Raw genomic sequence first — 17,244 nt, 5'->3', positions numbered from 1 at the left:
ACCCACACCTTTGCCTGTTCGCTTATCGAAGGACTACCCTACGCAGGCGTCCCAGTCGATAACCGTCCCACCTTTGACCCCACGTGACACCGGATGGCACAGCATGAGAATCGTGTCGCCCGCTGACAAAGCCTCGGATCTGGTCCAGCTTTCCTTGCCGCGCGGCATGCGCACGCCGACCATGCGCACCATGGTGTTGTTCTTGGTAAATCGCTGAAGCAAGGCGCGGTAACTATCCGGCGCGGGGCGCGCGGTGTCGAGCGGGTTAGACCCTGGAACAACCAGAACTGACAGGGCCTTTCCGGCGCGCAGCCCACGTCGTAATGAGGCGGCAAGCCCGGCGCTGAAGGCGAATCCGTCTGAGGCTTCCAAACTGGTATCCACCTGCATCAGCGGCATGAGATCAACATAGATATCAATATGTTGATCGGCCCAGGCCTCTTGCAAAAGCGGCAGGATATCGCGCCAACCCGCATGCAGCGCCAAGGGTTCGATCTGTTTGGGGTTTGGAGTGGCCAAGGCGCGCAACTTGGTATCATCACGGCCCAAGGCAATGACGGTCGCGCCAAAACCGGCCAATCGCGCGGCCATCGCCGCTCCGATCGGGTGCTCGGCCCCGGCAATCACCGCTACCTTGTTTCGAAACCGCGATACGCCCAGCACGCACGCCCCCCCGGACAGTCCAACGCGACTGGCTGTTCGAAGGGGGTATCAACCCTCAATTGCATACAACCAACCGATACGCGTATTTGACACAAAGCCTAACTGGGGGGAAGCCCGGATTGCGCCAACCCCTCCAGCACATCGCGCCCGGTCAGCTGGATATGCTGCTGCAAGGCAAAGCGATCCGTCATGCCTGCCACGTAATCCGCGACCAGACGGGCGCGGGTGACCTCATCTTCCAGTGCGCTTGGGTCGACCTGCCAGCGTTGGGGCAACAGGGTCGGGTCTTGCATATAGATCGGAAAAAGCTCGTTCAGGGCGATGGTCACCCGGCGGCGCTGCTCCATCACGGTTGGGGCGCGATACATGTTGGAAAAGAGGAAGCTGCGGATCACCTTGAGCTCGGCCCAAAGCGCGTCAGAAAAGGCAATGACCGGCGCGCCCAGTTCACGGATGTCCTGCGCGGTCTTGCACCCCGAAGAGGCCAGTCGCGCCTTAGACTCTGTCAGCACATCGACGACCATGACCCCAAAGACCCGACGCAAGGCCTCGTGTCGGCGCCGATAAGCGTCAATATCGGGATAGGCCTTGTCGACCTCGGCATAGGCCGCGCCGACAATGGGCAGATCCATGACGTCACTTTCCTGCAGCAATCCGGCGCGCAGGCCGTCATGCAGGTCGTGATTGTTATAGGCCACATCATCCGACAGGGCCGCCACCTGGGCCTCGGCGCTGGCATGGGTGTGCAATTCAAGATCATGCAGCGCGTTATATTCGGCCAAGGCATAAGGAATGTCGCCGGTGACCGGACCGTTATGTTTGGCGATCCCTTCGAGCGTGTCCCAGGTCAGGTTCAAGCCGTTGAATTCGGCGTAGTGCCGTTCGAGCGAGGTCACAATCCGCAGGGTCTGGGCATTGTGATCAAACCCGCCATAGGGCTGCATCAGTAGATCCAGGGCGTCTTCGCCAGTATGGCCAAAGGGCGTATGGCCAAGATCATGGGCCAGCGCCACTGCCTCGGTCAGATCGGTGTTCAATCCCAACGCATTGGCAATGGTACGCGCCACCTGCGCGACCTCGATCGAATGGGTCAGCCGGGTGCGATAGAAATCGCCCTCATGTTCCACAAAGACCTGAGTTTTGTGTTTCAGCCGCCGAAAGGCCGAACAATGAATGATCCGATCCCGATCCCGTTGAAAGCACGAGCGATGCGCGCTTTCTTCTTCGTCATAAAGCCGGCCCCGCACCGCTTGCGGATCACAGGCAAAATATGCGCGCATGATCTGCGCTCCTTGTCGCTTGTCCCAAGCCGCCCTATATTGCAATTCTGCGCAGAGATAAACCGCGAGAGATCCCATGCAACTGCCCCCAATTGTCACCCCCCGCGCCTATGAACGGCTGTCTGAAATCGGTGCCGCCGAGGATGGCAAAGCCCTGCGTGTCGCGGTCGAAGGCGGCGGGTGCAGTGGTTTTCAATATGAGATCAAGTTGGACGAGCCAGCAGGCGATGATCTGGTGCTGGAGGAAAGCGGCGAAAAGGTTGTGGTTGACCCGGTCTCCCTGCCCTTTCTGGCGGGCGCGACCATTGATTTCAGCGATGAATTGATCGGCGCGCGGTTCACCATCGACAATCCAAACGCCAGCAGTTCCTGCGGTTGTGGCACATCTTTCTCGATGTAGGCTGGCACGGGCTTGAAATAGAAAAGGCCTCCGCAGTGCTGGTTGCGGAGGCCTTATTTGATTGGTGAGTCTTTTATTCAGCAGCGATGGCGGCGGAGTTGGCCTGTTGCGCATCGATCTTCTTGCGCTGCAGGCTTTCCTCGATCACCAGCCACAGGCCCGAGGCGATGACCAGCATCACGCCCAGAACAGTGCCGGTGCCGGGGATTTCACCAAAGGCGACCATGCCGATGGCAACCATCCAGACAAATTGCAGGTTCATCAGCGGGGTGGCCACATAGGCGGGCAAGAGCCGCAGCGCCTCGGCCACCACATAGCGTGCGCCAAAGAGGAAGACCGCGTAACCGACGATCCAGCCGGCATCGGCAAAGCTCATGGGCCGCCAGACAAAGGGCAAGGCCGCGCCCATGGCGATCAAAAGCGCCAGGTTGGGCCAGAAGACTTGCGCCAGAGGCGCACGTTCGACTTGGGCAATGACACGGGCCAAAAGCATGGAGGCCGTGCCGGTGATGGCAGCGGCGAAGGCCCAGAAATGACCAGCTTGCATGCCGCTAATCCCGCCGGGCATCAGGAAAAACACCCCGCAGGCCCCGATCCCAAGAGCCACCCAGGCCAAGGGGCGCGGGGTTTCCCCCAGCATAGGGCCCGACATGGCCGCCGCGATCAAAGGCATCAGGCCAATGAACAAAAAGACGTCAGCGAAAGGCAGCAACATAAAGGCCTTGAAAAAGGCCACGGCGGCAATCACGGTCAGGACCGAGCGGGCGATCATCGGTTTGACCGAATGGATGCGCAGGGTTTCGCCCTTGCTGACACGGGTGGCCCCCGCGGCCATCAGCACAACCAAGGCGGCGGAAAGCGCAAAGAGCTGCGGTGCTTCATAGCCTCCGGCGATGAATTTGGTGATGCCATCCGCCCCGGCCATCATACCGGTATATATAATGACGAGCAGCGCTCCGAGAGTTGTGGCCTTCATGACAACCGCCCTCCCTGGCTGATGCGCTGGTTGGCGCGGGCGAAGCCTTCGAAAAAGGCGTCGAATTCGGTGCTGCTTTCGGCGGCGATGTTCAACACGTCCCGCGCCTCGGGGGAGAGTTGTGGGGCCATGCGGTTGCGCATCACATGCCAATCACCGCTGCGCGCATCATCCAAAGAAAGCATGACTTGCGAAATCTCACGCAAAGCAGTGGCGCGATGATGATGCTCAAAACGCATCCGCCCGCCCGGAATGGGCATACGAAAGAGCGGGCCACCGGCGACCGCTTGGTGCCAATTGCACACCAGAAACGCGTGATAATCATCATTCAGCGGCACATGGTCTCCATCTTCTATTATGAACCCTACTGTTTCCGTTTTTAACCAATCAGTCCAGATTTTCGGTGGCACCACCCCCGCGTAACGGAGCGCAATGCAGATTTCGGCCAACAAATCAGCGTTCTGATCAAGAAAGGCGGTCAATCCGGCGAAATGCAAACTCAACTTCCCTTCTACGCTAAGTTTCGGGTCACGTCGACCGTACTCGCTCAGGTAGAATGAAATATGTGTTAATTCATACGCAGCTTTCTTGTTTGGCAGGGAAAAAGTGTGCGTTCGGGCGGCAAATGCGCGCAAACGGTCATCTAGCCCTTCATCTCTGACGCTTTCTACCCCACGGCGAATCATCAGCCTGCGCGCCTCTGCACGTTGCAGATCCGAGAGTTCGGCCAAAGGCAGGTCCTGTTGTTTTGCGAAATCCACCATGCGTTGCGCGACATCCCCTGGCAGGCCCAGATCCTCTAGGTCCAAAGCAAGAGACAGCAGAAAGCGGTAATATTGAGGAAAGAATTGCAGCCGCTTTTCGGCGTTTTGGTAAAATCCTTCGAAAAGCTGCAGGGTTTCGGGATGCACCGATTGGCCGGTGCATTCCAGAATGTTCAAAAGTTCCGCATTTTCCTTGAGCCAGAACACATCATCCGAGATGCGGCGGTCTTGGGAAAAGCAACCCAGAAGCGCGGAGATCCGCGCCTCCTGAGGCAGAATCCGGGTCGGAACGTTGAGCGCGATGACATTTGTCACAATAAGGTACTCCTCTTGGTCGGTGAGGCAGAGCAGCGACGCCCGCCCGGATTCTGAAGCCTGATAAGGGGTTAGGCGGTGACTGGACCGGACCAGGAGGTAAAGGCCTCGACATTGTCACCCGCATCGATCTGATCGCCCGCCGGGCCAGACCAGGATGTGAAGGCTTCGACGCTGTCGCCGGCATCGGTGTTGCCGCCTGCTGGACCGGACCAAGATGTGAACATTTCGACATTGTCACCTGCTTCGGTATTGCCGCCCGCCGGGCCGCTCCACGAGGTGAACATTTCTACATTGTCACCGGCATCGGTGTTGCCGCCCGCCGGGCCGCTCCACGAGGTAAACATCTCTACGTTGTCTCCGGCGTCGGTATTTCCGCTTGCAGGGCCGCTCCAAGAGGTGAACATTTCAACGGCGTCCCCTGCATCGGTGTTCCCGGCAGATGGGCCAGACCAGGATGTGAACATCTCGACCGCGTCACCGGCTTCGGTATTGCCACCCGCCGGACCAGACCACGAGGTGAACATTTCCACAGCTTCACCGGTCAGCGCGCTTGTTTCCACTTTGGAAACGGTTTGTTCAGAAATCATGTGCTTGTGTTGAGCAGACATTGGAATTCTCCGTTTGAGAGTTGCGTGTTGTTGCCCCCCAAAGCTGCCACCCTACCGCGTTTGCATAATAGTTAATTCCCGTTAAGGTTGTGGTCGCAAAAAGTTATCCACATCAATTAGTTATCGCAATGTCTTCAAGTTGATTTTGAATCAATTTTATCCACAGATTCAACTTTCCTGTGGATAAGTTGAAACTTTGCAATGCAACACTTTATTGCAAATTTTAGTGATTCCGAATCGCACCCGAGTCACATAGTTTCCTTGCGCTCTGCCCCCGCTTTCAGCGATAGAAAGGCAAAGGGAGTGCGTTCATGAAAATCGCCACATTCAACATCAATGGTATCAAGGCGCGGCTGCCCGCACTGCTTGCATGGTTGGACGAAGCACAACCAGATGTGGCACTGCTGCAGGAGATCAAGTCAGTTGATGACGCTTTTCCGCGTCAGGATTTCGAAGAGCGCGGCTATAATGTGGAAACCCATGGGCAGAAGAGCTTCAACGGTGTCGCTATTCTGTCCAAACTGCCCCTAGAAGACGTGACCCGCGGCTTGCCCGGCGACGAATCAGATGAACAGGCGCGTTGGATCGAGGCCACCGTGATGGGCGAACGGGATGCGATCCGCATCTGTGGGCTGTATCTGCCCAATGGCAACCCGGCCCCCGGACCAAAATATGATTACAAATTGGCCTGGATGGAACGGCTGCAGACACGCGCCCAGCAATTGCTGGAGGGTGAGATGCCCGCGCTGATGGCCGGTGACTATAATATCATCCCCCAGGCCGAAGATGCCGCCCGCCCGCAGGATTGGACCGAGGACGCGCTTTATCGCCCCGAAAGCCGCGCAGCCTTTCGCCGGATCCTGAATCTCGGCTTTACCGAGGCCTTTCGCGCCCGCACTCAAGGGCCAGAGCATTACAGTTTCTGGGACTATCAGGCCGGGGCCTGGCAAAAGAACAATGGCATTCGCATCGACCATTTCCTGCTGACACCGCAGGCGGCTGATAAAATGGTCGACTGCAAAATCGACGCCCATGTGCGCGGGCGCGAAAAGCCATCAGATCACGTGCCGGTCTGGATTGAGTTGGACATCTAACGCCTGATTGCCCAAGGGCGCGACCAAATGGTGGGGCGCAAGTGGCGGCAAGCGCTTGCGCCGGGCCGGGCATCGCCCTATTTCTGTCAGGAAAGACAACAAACCGGAGGCCAAGGCCACATGCCGATGCATGCCCAAGAAATCGAAGACCTGCTGCGCGAGACCTTTCCGGATGCCGAAATCCAGGTGGCAGGCGATGATGGTGTCCATATGTCTGCCATGATCATCGACGAAAGCTTTCGCGGAAAAAATCGCGTACAGCAGCAGCGCGCCGTCTATGCCGCCCTCAAAGGCAAGATGGACGGCCCCAGCGGCGAATTGCACGCGCTGGCTCTGACCACCAAGGCCCCGGATTGATCCCATGACCGGGCTGGCCAACTATCTCAACAATGTTTGGCCCATCCTGGCCTGTCTCGCCGTGTTGGGCGTGCTGACCTATGGCGCGCTGACCCCTTACATCCGCAAAGAGCGCAAACGCCGCTTAGAGGAGCAACAAGATGACTGACGCAAAGACCCAAATCGACGAAACCGTCAAAGCCAATGATGTGGTGCTGTTCATGAAGGGCACCAAGGACATGCCGCAATGTGGCTTTTCAAGCCGTGTGGCCGGTGTGCTGAACTATATGGGCCTGGAATACACGGATGTGAACGTTCTGGCCGACGATGCGATCCGTCAGGGCATCAAGGATTATTCCGACTGGCCAACCATCCCGCAGCTCTATGTCAAAGGCGAATTTGTCGGCGGCTGCGATATCGTCACCGAGATGACCCTTTCGGGCGAGCTGGACACATTGTTTGATGAAAATGGTCTGGCGTACAACAAAGAGGCAGCGGACAAGATCCGTGAGGCCAACGCCTGATCTCTTTATTCAGGAAGAGCCAAAGAAAAAGCGCCCTCAATCGGGGCGCTTTTTGTTTTGGTGAAGAGCGAAGCTTAAGCCAGCTTCTCATCCACTGAGGCTGCCAGTGCTTCGGCCTGCGCGGCCAATTCGGCCAGACCATCGGTCACATTGCCGGGGATCACCGGGACCTCGACCTTTTCGGGCATGGGCGGTGGTGCGCTCTTGAGCTCGTCCAACTCGGCCTGCAAAGCCGCCATCTTGTCATCCGCCTCGCGCAGCTTTTCCTCAAGCCCGGCGGTTTTGTCTGCCAGCATCAGGCCAGACATCAGCAACATGCGTGGCTCGGGGATGCGGCCGATCTGGCCCACCAGCACGCTGGCCTCGGCATCAAGCAGACGCGCGGCGGATTGCAGGAATTGCTGTTCGCCATCCTGGCAAGCCACCTCAAAGGTACGGCCACCAATGACGATTTCGACTTCGATCTGTGACATCAGGCACTCTCCTCTGCGGCATCAGCCAAGAGCGGCTCCATCGCGGCGAGCACGGCATTGGTTTCCGCCATATCGGTCGCGCGCGCCCGGCGCAGGTTTTCCAGCTCGGCCAGCATGGCCTTGTTGATCAGATGCGGATCGCCGACGCCCTGGGCGTTGGCTTCGCGCAGGGCCACAATGGTTTCCTCAAGCTGGGTGTTCGCGGCGCGCAGGCGTTGCAGATCGGTGTCCAACTGCTCCATCGCGGCGCGCTGGTCACTATCCCCGCCGGTATCAGCGACGACCGGAGCCTCCTCCTGCCGGGCGGTCAGCACACGCAGACGTTCCTGCAACTGCGCATTGGCCATCTTTTCGTCTTCGAGCTCTTCGCGCAGCGCGTCCAATTCGCCGCTATCAACCGCAGGTGCGGCGGGCTCTTCGACCTCTGCCACGGGCTCCGCTTCCGGCTCTGGTTCCGGAGCAGCCGAGGCCGCCATTTCCGCGGCCTCTTTGGCAGCGGCCAGTTGATCGGTCAGCTGGGCAATCTCATCCTCAAGCTGGCGGGTTTTCTCGGCTTCAGCCGCCGCAGCCTCGCGCGCGACATTGGCTTCGATCTGCGCTGCCTTGGCATCTTCTTGTGCAGCACTCATCGCTGCCTCAAGCTCGGCCAGACGGGCGGCGGCCTCGGGATCTTCGCCCGCGCTTTCCGGCGGTGCATACCCTTCGACACGTTGTGCAATCTGGTCCAGCGCACGGCTGATGCGACCGTGCAATTCATCGATTTGGGTCATCCTGCCCCCCTGCTTTGTCTCGGACCCGCTGTTGGCGCTAACGCACACGAATCGCGCTTTGGTCCGGTTCACAAAAGTTTATCAAGCGCACACGGAAATTGCGCCCCTTTATATTCCAACGTCTTAGGCCGGTTTTAAGGGTTTTGTCCACCTTGGCACGCTTGCACTTTGGCTCAACACTGCTATTGAGCGCCTAATCCCACCCAGGCTGAAGGATCAAGACCAAGTGGATATCCAAGAGCTCCGTACCCGTAATCCTGACCATTGGATGCGTTCGACCGCTATTCGTGCCCTGGCGCTGGACGCCGTGGCCGAAGCAAATTCCGGCCATACCGGCATGCCCATCGGCATGGCTGACGTGGCGACCGTGCTGTTTTCCAAGCACCTGAAATTCGACGCAAAGAACCCTGACTGGCATGACCGCGACCGGTTTATCCTGTCGGCGGGCCACGGCTCTATGCTGATCTATGCGCTGCTCTATCTCTGTGGCGATCCCGAAGTGACCCTGGAAGAGGTCAAGAACTTCCGTCAATGGGGCGCGAAAACTGCCGGTCACCCCGAGAACTTCTTGCTCAAGGCGGTTGAAACCACCACCGGCCCGCTGGGTCAGGGCATCGCCAATTCGGTTGGTTTTGCCATGGCCGAAGAAAACCTGCGTGGCCGTTTCGGTAAGAAACTGGTCGATCACCACACCTATGTGATCGCAGGTGACGGCTGCCTGATGGAAGGTGTCAGCCAAGAAGCCATCGGTCTGGCGGGGCGCTATGAGCTCTCTAACCTGATTGTCTTCTGGGACAACAATGACATCACCATTGACGGTAAGGTGTCCCTGTCTGATCGCACCGACCAGGTTCAGCGTTTCAAGGCCTCGGGCTGGCATGTTCAGGAAATCGACGGTCACGATCCCGAAGCCATCGACGCCGCGATTGTTGCCGCCAAGAAAGCCGGCAAACCGTCGATGATCGCCTGCAAAACCCATATCGCTTTGGGTCACGCGGCGCAGGACACTTCCAAAGGTCACGGCGCTTTGACCAACGCAGAACAGAACGTTGCCGCCAAGGAGAACTGGGGTTGGACCGCTGGTACCTTTGAGATCCCTGCCGAGATCAAGACCTGGTGGGAAGAGGTTGGCACCCGTGGCGCAGCCGAACGCGAAGCCTGGGAAGGCCGCTTGGCCGAAGCCTCTGCCGGTCGTCAGAAAGAATTCGCCCGCGTGATGAATGGCGAAGCGCCCAAGAAGCTCTCTGCCGTGGTCAAAGGCCTGAAAAAGCAGATCAGCGAAGAGCAGCCCAAGGTTGCGACCCGTAAATCCAGCGAAATGGCGCTGGCGGTGATCAATCCGATCATGCCCGAAACCATGGGTGGTTCGGCTGACTTGACTGGCTCTAACAACACGTTGACCGGCGATATGGGGGTGTTTGACACCGACAATCGCAAAGGTCGTTACGTCTATTGGGGCATTCGCGAGCACGGCATGTCCTCGGCGATGAACGGCATGGCGCTGCATGGCGGCGTGCGCCCCTATGCGGGCACCTTCATGGCCTTTACCGACTATGCCCGCCCGGCCATGCGTCTGGCGGCGCTGATGAAAGTGCCAACTGTGTTTGTCATGACCCATGACAGCATTGGTCTGGGCGAAGATGGCCCGACCCACCAGCCGGTGGAGCATCTGGCCATTTCGCGCGCCACGCCGAACACGTTGGTCTTCCGTCCGGCGGATACCGTGGAAACTGCCGAGGCCTGGGAAATCGCCCTGCGCCAGACCGGCACGCCATCGGTTCTGTCCCTGACCCGTCAGGGCCTGCCCACCGTGCGCAAAGAGCATAAGAACGCCAACCTGGTTGAGAAAGGCGCTTATGTGCTGGCCGAGGCCGAGGGCAAGCGTCAGGCGATCATTATGGCCACCGGCTCTGAGGTCGAAATCGCGCTGGCGGCGCGTGATCTGCTGCAGGCCGAAGGCATCGGCACCCGCGTGGTGTCCATGCCGTGCTGGGAGCTGTTTGAGCAGCAGGATGAAAGCTATCGTCGCCGCGTGCTGCCACCGGCTGGTCCGGTGCGCGTGGCTGTTGAGGCCTCGGTGCAGATGGGCTGGGACAAGTGGCTGTGTGGCGAGCGTGGCTCGGCCAAGAAATCCGGCTTTGTCGGCATGGAAGGCTTTGGTGCCTCGGCCCCGGCTGGCACGTTGTACGAAAAGTTCGGCATCACCGCCGAGGCTGTGGCCGAAAAGGTCAAATCGCTGCTGTAAGCGGATTAGAAGAGCTGATGAAAAGGCCGCGTGTTTACGCGGCCTTTTTTGTTGAATGAGTGGTTTTGCTGGGTCGCGCCTGCCTGGGCAGGCGCGTTCGAAACAGACCAATCAAGAACAAAGGTCGCAAACGACGCATCGCCTTGAAATGCCGCGAGGTTGCAAATGCGCCTGCCAAGGGGGCAGGCAGGCGCGGCCCGGCAAAGCCGGGCGGGAGTTCAGTTGACAGTCGCCTTGCCTTTCAACCCGTTCAAAACCGCCTTGGCGGCGCGCAGTCCCGGATGCTCTCCGCCCAAACCAAGGCGTTCCATGGTCAAAGCCATCGCCGCATTCTGCGCATCTGGCGCGTCCAGGACGTTCAAAACCTCAGCCGCGATTGGATCGGGTTGGCAGTCTTTGCCAATGAATTCCGGCACGGCGCGGGTTTCGGAAACCAAATTGACCAGTGTCACCGTATCCACCAGCAGCATGCGTCCAATTATCTGGCGGCTGAGCCAGCTCATATCATAGGCGATGACCATGGGCGTCCCCGCTGCGGCCAGTTCCAGCGACACTGTGCCTGACGCCGCCAGTGCCACATCAGCCGCCCGAAACGCCGCGCGCTTTTCAGCCCCATCATCGCCGCGCGGGTCCAGCACCAAAGGCGCGCCGGGCCAATCGCTAACCGCGTGTTGGACCGCCTCAACCACATTGCCAGCCGCCGGGATGACCAGTTTCAACGCGGGCCGTTTTTCGTGCAGAAGGACCGCGACTTTCGTAAAAACCGGCAGCAAACGCCCGATTTCTGACCTACGCGACCCCGGCAAAACCAAAGCCAATTCACCTTCGATCCCATATTTGTCCCGAAAAGCCTGCGCCTCTTCGGCACTGGCCTGCGGATCGGTCACCACAGGATGGCCGACAAAGTCGCACTCCATCCCCGCCTCGCGCATATAGGGCGGCTCAAACGGCAAGAGCGCCAGAACCTGGTCCACATGCGCCGCCATTTTTTGCGCCCGACCGGGCCGCCAGGCCCAAACGGTGGGGGCCACGTAATGCACCACGCGCACATCGCTCACCGCCTTAACCAAACGGTTCACCCGCAGGGAAAATTCCGGCAGGTCGATGGTGATCAACACATCGGGTTTCTCGGCAATCACCGCATCGGCTGTCTCGCGAATGCGGGCCTTGAGGTGACGATATTCCTTGAGGATCTCGGTCACGCCCATGACGCTGATTTCGTCCATGGGAAAGAGACTGTCGAGCCCCTCAGCCTCCATCAGCGGCCCGCCAATGCCACGGAATTGCACATCCGGCACCAGCTGGCGCAGGCCACGCATCAGAGCCACGCCCAGCTTATCGCCCGAGGCTTCGCCCGCTGTGATAAAGACCCGCATTATTCCGGCCTCTCGCGGATCCAAAGGAACAGCCCCTCAGCGTCCAGACGTTTCAGGGTTTCCTCAAAGTTCAGCACCATGACACCCTCGGCCTCGATCACGATGCCGGCAAGGCCAGCCTCAGCCGCGTTGCGGGCGGTATCCGGCCCGATGGTCGGCAAATCAGCACGGCGGTCCTGTCCGGGCTTGGGGGCCTTGTAGAGCACACCGCCACGCGCCCCCTGCCCCAGCGAGCTGAGCATGGCATCGGTGCCAGCATCGGTTTCGCGCGCGGCAATGCCGCTGCGGGCCACGACGCAGGCCTGCCCCAGATCCTGCCGCCCCTGATCGGCGCTGACCTCATCGCCCAGCCGCGCCAGACGGTCCGCCTCGGGCGAGGGTTGTGACAGGGTTGGCACGCCGTAATCCGGCAAGAGATCCGGCACTGCTTCATGCGCTGCCAAAACCTTGAACCCGGCGCTTTCAAAAATATCGATGGCAATCCGCAAAGCGCCATCATCCCCCCTGCGCAAAGCGCGCAGAATCCGGGGCAGCAAAAGGATCGTAGCAAAGTCGAGATATTTCCAGTCAAAGACCGGACGGCGCACGGCACCACACATGCAAATCTCGCTCACGCCTTGCGATTTCAGCCATTTCAGCAACCCGCCGAGCCGTTCGAGCCGAAACACATGATCCGGCTTCAACGACGTTGGCGCGACATGCTCCAAGGCGCAGATCACAGGACGATCTGGCAAAGCCTGCGCCACCACGGTGGGCAATTCACCTCGTCCTGCAATCAATGCCAACATGTTGCGTGCCTTAGCCCGGAGTTAGGAATGACCGATCACTGTCGCCCAGAATAAAGGCAACGATCTCTGAGACATAGTCACTCGATGTCTCTTCGCCAAGGCGACGGGCGCGATCTTGGAAGGTTCCTTCGCCTTGCGCCAACATCTGAAAGGCCGCGCGCAGGGCTGTGATGTCCTCACGCGCAACGCCGCGCCGTTTCAGACCCACAAGGTTGAGACCGTCCAACTGGCCACGCGGGCCCTGCACCAAACCATGCGGGATCACATCATTGGTGACCATGGTGACAGCACCAATAATCGCGCCGCGCCCGATGCGGACAAATTGGTGAACGCCGGACAAGCCGCCGACAATCACCTGGTCCTCAAGCGTGCAATGACCAGCAAGGGCGACGTTATTGGCCAGTATGACATTGTTCCCGACAGTCACATCATGGGCCACATGGCTGGAGGCCATGAAGAGCCCGTCATCGCCCACGCGCGTTACTCCGCCACCGCCGGCCGTGCCGGTATTCATGGTGACATGTTCCCGGATGCGATTGCGTTTGCCTACGATCAATCGCGTCTCTTCACCGTCAAACTTCAGGTCCTGAGGGATTTCACCGATCACGGCGAAGGGAAAGATAACCGTTTCCTCACCGATCTCGGTATGGCCGGTCACCACGACATGCGATTTCAACTCAACACGCGGGCCAAGCACAACATTGGGGCCAATCGTGCAAAACGGGCCAATGACGCAACCCTCGCCAATCTGCGCGCCCTCTTCGATTAAGGCTGAGGGGTGGATCTGCGCGCTCATGCAGGCAGGTCCATCATCGCGGTAAATTCGCATTCGGCGGCCATTTCGCCATCGACTTCGGCCACGCCGGAGAATTTCCAGACCTTGCCGCCGGGTTTGCCACGTACCGTGGTCAGGTTCATGCGCAGCTGGTCGCCGGGCACCACTTTGCGACGGAATTTGCATTTGTCGATGGCCATGAAATAGACCTTCATTTCTTTGTCGGCCATATCCAGCGCCGTGCCGACGATGACCGCGGCGGTCTGCGCCATCGCCTCGACGATGGTCACGCCTGGCATGATGGGCAGGCCCGGGAAATGGCCCTGAAAATGCGGCTCGTTCATGGTGACGTTCTTGATGCCAACGCCGGATTGCGTGCCGTTGATCTCTTCGACCCGATCCACAAGAAGGAATGGGTAGCGATGCGGCAGGATGCGCTGGATCAGTTGGATATCGGCGCTCAGAAGCGTGTCGGTCATGAAGCTTGCCCTTGTCTTATGCGACTGTCTTTTCGACGGTCTTTTCTGCCTATGTCCCTATCAACCCAGAGAAGTCAGGGCAAGAAGCGGTCATGGATCTTGTTTTGATGGCTCTTCGGCTGGGGCATCTTTTGGCGCATTGGCTTTGTCAGCTTCGGCCAAGAGCTGGTTGATCCCCAGAATGACCTGATCCGTCACATCAATGGCCGACACCGTGGCAAAGACATTGCGTTTGTCCATGACAACAACAGCCCCGGCATCCTGCATGATCCTGTTCAAAACCGGACGGGCAGAAATCAGGAAATCACGTCGGGCCGTTTCCTGACGTTCGACCAAAGCGCGGGCCTTGGTGTCTTGCTCGCGGCGCAGCTTTTGCACCTTTTGGTCAAAGGCATCCGCCAATTCGCGAAACGCTTGTGGGTCAAGAGTTTGGCGCTGTTCCGTGAGCTTCTGTTCTTCTTCCGTCAGTTCCGCTTCGATCTGACGGTTTTCAGCAGCGATTTCCGCCCCAGCCTGTTCCAGTTCTAGCGCAAAGCGTTTGCCAAAGGCGCTTTCGCCAAAGGCGCGTTCGAACTCAATCACCAGAACCGGGCTTTGCACGGTTCCGATATCAAATTCTCCGGGCACCTGTTGAGCGTGCGCCGAGGGGCCAAAGCCCCCCAGCACCAAGGCAAAAGCAAGTAACTGCGCCCGGAAACCGTTCATCGGATCAGAAGTTTCTGGAAACCGAAATGTTGAAGTTCAGCGGTTTGTCATGCTTGTTTTTCTTCACCGCCTCGGTGAAGTCGAGCCGCAGCGGGCCAAGCACACTGTCCCAGAACAGCGATACGCCAACCACATGACGCAATTCGAAATCACTGGATACGATTTCGCCGCCCGCAGACACGAGACTGTCATAGCCGTCATTGACGCCCCAAACAGAACCCACGTCATAGAACACGCCGCCTTTCAGGCCGTATTCTTCGGGCAGGCCCAAAGAAAAATCGGCTTCAAAACGTGCCACAGCAAAGAAGTTGCCGCCCAGAGGGTCGTCAATATCCAGGCCATCGTTGATTTCGCGCGGTCCGATACCATTGGTCTCAAACCCGCGCATGACAGTAGGACTGACCCGGAAGCGGTCTGTCGTGCGGCTGTCCTCTTTGGAATAGCTCAGCGCTCCGCCTCTAATCGACGCTCGCAAGGTCACTTCATCGTTGAAAATCTTTGTCTGCGCCACGGCACGCGCTGTGGTTTTGACAAAAGCGGTGTCGCCGCCCAACCCGCCAAAGTCCTGGCCGAATTCCAAACGAACACGCGTATTGTCGCTCAGACCAGCACGCAAGGTGTCGTAGGTATAGGTATACCCTACTGAACTATCAAACCGCTCGCCCAACCCGGATTCAAATTTGATAATGCCACCAACATCCGTATCCGTCGCCTCAATTTCCGGAAGGTCCGTATAGGCAAGTGTGTAGCGCAGTTGCAAACGGCCATTGTCAGATACCGGGAAGGCAAGGAACGGTAGGAACGTGCCGCGTGTCGTATCAAAGTTGGAGTTTTCATTGTTCGTTTCAGAATAGTTTGCGCTGAAACCGAACTCCAAATCACGCCCCAGGAAGGCTGGTTCACTGAAAGACAGATCATATTTGTTGCTCGATGACGTGGTATTCACGCCAAAGCTGAACTTTTGACCACGTCCCAAGAAGTTACGTTCGCTAAAGGACAGGTTCAGACCGATCCCGCCATCGGACGAATAAGACCCGCCAAACCCGATAGAGCCGGTTGGCTGTTCTTCCACATCGACGTCAATGATCACCTGCTGAGGTGTCGAACCCTCGCGGGCATTCACGTCAGCTTTGGTAAAGAAGCCCAAAGCGCGAATGCGCTCCGCGCTTTCACGAATGGCGCGTGGGTTGAACGGATCCCCTTCGGCAACCGGGAATTGCTTGCGCACCACGCGATCGAGAGTCGTCGTGTTGCCCTCAATATCGATACGCTCGACAAAGATCCGATCCCCGCGTGTCAGTTGCAATTCAACATCCAGGGTCAAGTCGCGATCATTGCGGGTGATGCGTGGCTCAACACGAACAAAGTTCAGACCTTCACGCACCGCCAGTTTTTCCATACGGGCAATTTCGTTTTCAACGCGGGTCGGTGAATAGACCTTGCCCGAGCGCAGACGGATTTTGCTTTGGAACAGGTCAACATCCACCTCTGGCAAGTCCGAGGTCACCTCGACATTGCCAACATGGAATTGCTGCCCTTCTTCGACATTGAACGTGACGAAATAGCCGTCACGTTCCTGGGTCAGTTCAGAGTTCACCCCAGTGACACGAAAATCGACATAACCGCGCGAGGCATAGAAATCGCGCAGCAACTGCTGGTCGAAGGCTACGCGGTCTTCGATGAAGGTGTCGCTTTTGATGATGGCACGCAATGGGCCGGCCTGTTTGGTCGCAAGAACGCGACGCAGGCGGCGGTCGCCAAATTCTGTGTTGCCAGCAAAGCCGATGCGCTCAATCTCGATAACGCCGCCTTCGAAAACTTCAAAGACCAGATCAACACGGTTGTCGCGGCGTTTGATAACCTTCGGGGACACACGCGCTGCGATACGCCCCTGCTGGGTATAGGCTTCGGAAATGCGTTGCGCATCTTCTTCGGCCACCCGCGGGCTGAACACGCGCCGTGTCTGAGTTTGAACGATATTGGACAGGTCCTCATCCTTGAGGCGTTTGTTGCCTTCAAAAGTGACAAGGTTCACTGTCGGGAATTCCACAACCTTGATGACCAGGGTAGAGCCCTGTGGGATCAGATCAACGGATTCGAACAGCCCGGAACCAAGGATGCGCTGATAGGCGTCATTCAACTCGCCCGCCGACACGCGCTGACCGCGTGCGATCCCGGCATAAGACAGGATGGTCGCCCCTTCGATGCGTTCATTGCCTTCGATAGATACGCTGGTGAAAGCATAGCTTTGCGCATAAGCGGTTTGTGGCAGGGTGGCAGCCCCGACACCGGCCGCCAAGGCCATGGAAACCGCCACAATCTTGGCAGCGCGTGACACGCGATTTTCCCGTTTGAAACCAACCTGCGCATTACGCGCGGAAATGACCTTTGCCATTTTGAAATCCACTCCGACATCCCTCAGAAAGTGAGTATCGGGAATGGCCGCCCTTGTCAAAAGGGCTTGGCAGTCATTTGCCTGTGTTTTTTGCTATACGATCTCTAAGGATAGAGGGTCAGAGGAACATGGTTCCCAGATATGCCCCCAAGAACAGGGCAAAAATGATCGTGAAGACATAGAGCAACCGGTCCCAGTTGATCGAGACCAGCAAGCTTACACTGCGATAGCCAGCTACAAGAGTCGTCATGGATTCGGTCCTTTCCGTTGCAGGA

The 17,244-nt window shown here is 58.2% G+C and carries 20 protein-coding genes; 6 read left to right on the top strand and 14 right to left on the bottom strand.

What is annotated here, in order from left to right:
- Window positions 1–33: 33 nt before the first annotated feature.
- The gene (locus CLV87_RS10915) at window positions 34–663 is read right to left on the bottom strand and encodes a hypothetical protein (RefSeq protein WP_133840755.1); all 630 of its coding nucleotides are present in this window, start codon (window positions 661–663) and stop codon (window positions 34–36) included.
- Window positions 664–761: 98 nt separating this feature from the next.
- Window positions 762–1,943, bottom strand: a complete 1,182-nt coding sequence (locus CLV87_RS10910) for a deoxyguanosinetriphosphate triphosphohydrolase (protein ID WP_099247678.1) — start codon at window positions 1,941–1,943, stop codon at window positions 762–764.
- A 76-nt stretch (window positions 1,944–2,019) separates the two neighbouring features.
- On the opposite strand from CLV87_RS10910, the gene CLV87_RS10905 reads away from it, so the two are divergent.
- On the top strand, window positions 2,020–2,343 hold the full coding sequence (locus tag CLV87_RS10905) for a HesB/IscA family protein (RefSeq protein WP_099245232.1): 324 nt from the start codon (window positions 2,020–2,022) through the stop codon (window positions 2,341–2,343).
- Between the two features lie 73 nt (window positions 2,344–2,416).
- On the opposite strand, the gene CLV87_RS10900 is transcribed toward CLV87_RS10905, so the two are convergent.
- The 3 genes from CLV87_RS10900 to CLV87_RS10890 all read right to left on the bottom strand — a co-directional run bounded on the left by CLV87_RS10900 (window position 2,417) and on the right by CLV87_RS10890 (window position 5,009).
- Window positions 2,417–3,319: a DMT family transporter gene (locus CLV87_RS10900; protein ID WP_099245230.1), complete on the bottom strand. Its 903-nt coding sequence runs from the start codon at window positions 3,317–3,319 to the stop codon at window positions 2,417–2,419.
- Window positions 3,316–4,398, bottom strand: coding sequence for a DUF6902 family protein (locus CLV87_RS10895; RefSeq protein ID WP_099245228.1), 1,083 nt, complete (start codon window positions 4,396–4,398; stop codon window positions 3,316–3,318). The genes CLV87_RS10900 and CLV87_RS10895 overlap by 4 nt, the downstream gene beginning before the upstream one ends.
- A 71-nt stretch (window positions 4,399–4,469) precedes the next feature.
- Complete coding sequence (locus tag CLV87_RS10890; protein WP_133840754.1) at window positions 4,470–5,009, bottom strand: DUF6749 family protein; 540 nt, start codon at window positions 5,007–5,009, stop codon at window positions 4,470–4,472.
- A 311-nt stretch (window positions 5,010–5,320) separates the two neighbouring features.
- On the opposite strand from CLV87_RS10890, the gene xth reads away from it, so the two are divergent.
- From xth to grxD, 4 genes are all read left to right on the top strand, one after another.
- Window positions 5,321–6,103, top strand: coding sequence for an exodeoxyribonuclease III (gene xth, locus CLV87_RS10885; protein ID WP_099245224.1), 783 nt, complete (start codon window positions 5,321–5,323; stop codon window positions 6,101–6,103).
- 120 nt (window positions 6,104–6,223) lie between these two features.
- Window positions 6,224–6,460, top strand: a complete 237-nt coding sequence (locus tag CLV87_RS10880; RefSeq protein ID WP_099247676.1) for a BolA/IbaG family iron-sulfur metabolism protein — start codon at window positions 6,224–6,226, stop codon at window positions 6,458–6,460.
- A gap of 4 nt (window positions 6,461–6,464) precedes the next feature.
- Window positions 6,465–6,608: a hypothetical protein gene (locus tag CLV87_RS23860; protein ID WP_166652734.1), complete on the top strand. Its 144-nt coding sequence runs from the start codon at window positions 6,465–6,467 to the stop codon at window positions 6,606–6,608.
- A complete protein-coding gene (gene grxD / locus CLV87_RS10875; protein WP_099245222.1) occupies window positions 6,601–6,963 on the top strand; it encodes a Grx4 family monothiol glutaredoxin in 363 nt (120 codons plus the stop codon). The genes CLV87_RS23860 and grxD overlap by 8 nt, the downstream gene beginning before the upstream one ends.
- A 74-nt stretch (window positions 6,964–7,037) precedes the next feature.
- Here grxD and CLV87_RS10870 read toward each other — a convergent pair whose 3' ends face one another.
- Window positions 7,038–7,436 (bottom strand): cell division protein ZapA, encoded by a 399-nt coding sequence (locus CLV87_RS10870; protein WP_099245220.1) that lies wholly within the window; start codon window positions 7,434–7,436, stop codon window positions 7,038–7,040.
- Entirely contained in the window at window positions 7,436–8,206 is a 771-nt protein-coding gene (locus CLV87_RS10865; RefSeq protein ID WP_133840753.1) for a hypothetical protein, read from the bottom strand. Before CLV87_RS10865 ends, CLV87_RS10870 begins: the two co-directional genes overlap by 1 nt.
- 226 nt (window positions 8,207–8,432) lie before the next feature.
- Here CLV87_RS10865 and tkt point away from each other — a divergent pair, with 226 nt between their 5' ends.
- Window positions 8,433–10,451: a transketolase gene (gene tkt / locus CLV87_RS10860; protein ID WP_099245216.1), complete on the top strand. Its 2,019-nt coding sequence runs from the start codon at window positions 8,433–8,435 to the stop codon at window positions 10,449–10,451.
- A gap of 218 nt (window positions 10,452–10,669) precedes the next feature.
- Here the strand turns inward: tkt and lpxB are convergent, their stop codons facing one another.
- The 7 genes from lpxB to CLV87_RS24270 all read right to left on the bottom strand — a co-directional run bounded on the left by lpxB (window position 10,670) and on the right by CLV87_RS24270 (window position 17,219).
- The gene (gene lpxB / locus CLV87_RS10855; protein ID WP_099245214.1) at window positions 10,670–11,827 is read right to left on the bottom strand and encodes a lipid-A-disaccharide synthase; all 1,158 of its coding nucleotides are present in this window, start codon (window positions 11,825–11,827) and stop codon (window positions 10,670–10,672) included.
- On the bottom strand, window positions 11,827–12,615 hold the full coding sequence (locus tag CLV87_RS10850) for an LpxI family protein (protein ID WP_099245212.1): 789 nt from the start codon (window positions 12,613–12,615) through the stop codon (window positions 11,827–11,829). The genes lpxB and CLV87_RS10850 overlap by 1 nt, the downstream gene beginning before the upstream one ends.
- Before the next feature lie 10 nt (window positions 12,616–12,625).
- Complete coding sequence (gene lpxA, locus CLV87_RS10845) at window positions 12,626–13,411, bottom strand: acyl-ACP--UDP-N-acetylglucosamine O-acyltransferase (RefSeq protein WP_099245210.1); 786 nt, start codon at window positions 13,409–13,411, stop codon at window positions 12,626–12,628.
- Entirely contained in the window at window positions 13,408–13,869 is a 462-nt protein-coding gene (fabZ, locus tag CLV87_RS10840; protein ID WP_099245208.1) for a 3-hydroxyacyl-ACP dehydratase FabZ, read from the bottom strand. Before fabZ ends, lpxA begins: the two co-directional genes overlap by 4 nt.
- Window positions 13,870–13,959: 90 nt before the next feature.
- On the bottom strand, window positions 13,960–14,574 hold the full coding sequence (locus CLV87_RS10835) for an OmpH family outer membrane protein (protein WP_099245206.1): 615 nt from the start codon (window positions 14,572–14,574) through the stop codon (window positions 13,960–13,962).
- A 4-nt stretch (window positions 14,575–14,578) separates the two neighbouring features.
- Window positions 14,579–16,969: an outer membrane protein assembly factor BamA gene (bamA, locus tag CLV87_RS10830; protein WP_370739635.1), complete on the bottom strand. Its 2,391-nt coding sequence runs from the start codon at window positions 16,967–16,969 to the stop codon at window positions 14,579–14,581.
- 118 nt (window positions 16,970–17,087) lie between these two features.
- Complete coding sequence (locus tag CLV87_RS24270; RefSeq protein ID WP_255301724.1) at window positions 17,088–17,219, bottom strand: hypothetical protein; 132 nt, start codon at window positions 17,217–17,219, stop codon at window positions 17,088–17,090.
- Window positions 17,220–17,244 lie beyond the last annotated feature (25 nt).

This window comes from Pelagimonas phthalicica (genome assembly GCF_004364805.1).
In the GTDB taxonomy this organism is placed as follows: Bacteria; Pseudomonadota; Alphaproteobacteria; order Rhodobacterales; family Rhodobacteraceae; genus Pelagimonas; species Pelagimonas phthalicica.
The sequence above is the reverse complement of the archived record's forward strand: the minus strand, read 5'-3'. Positions and strand labels throughout refer to the sequence as shown.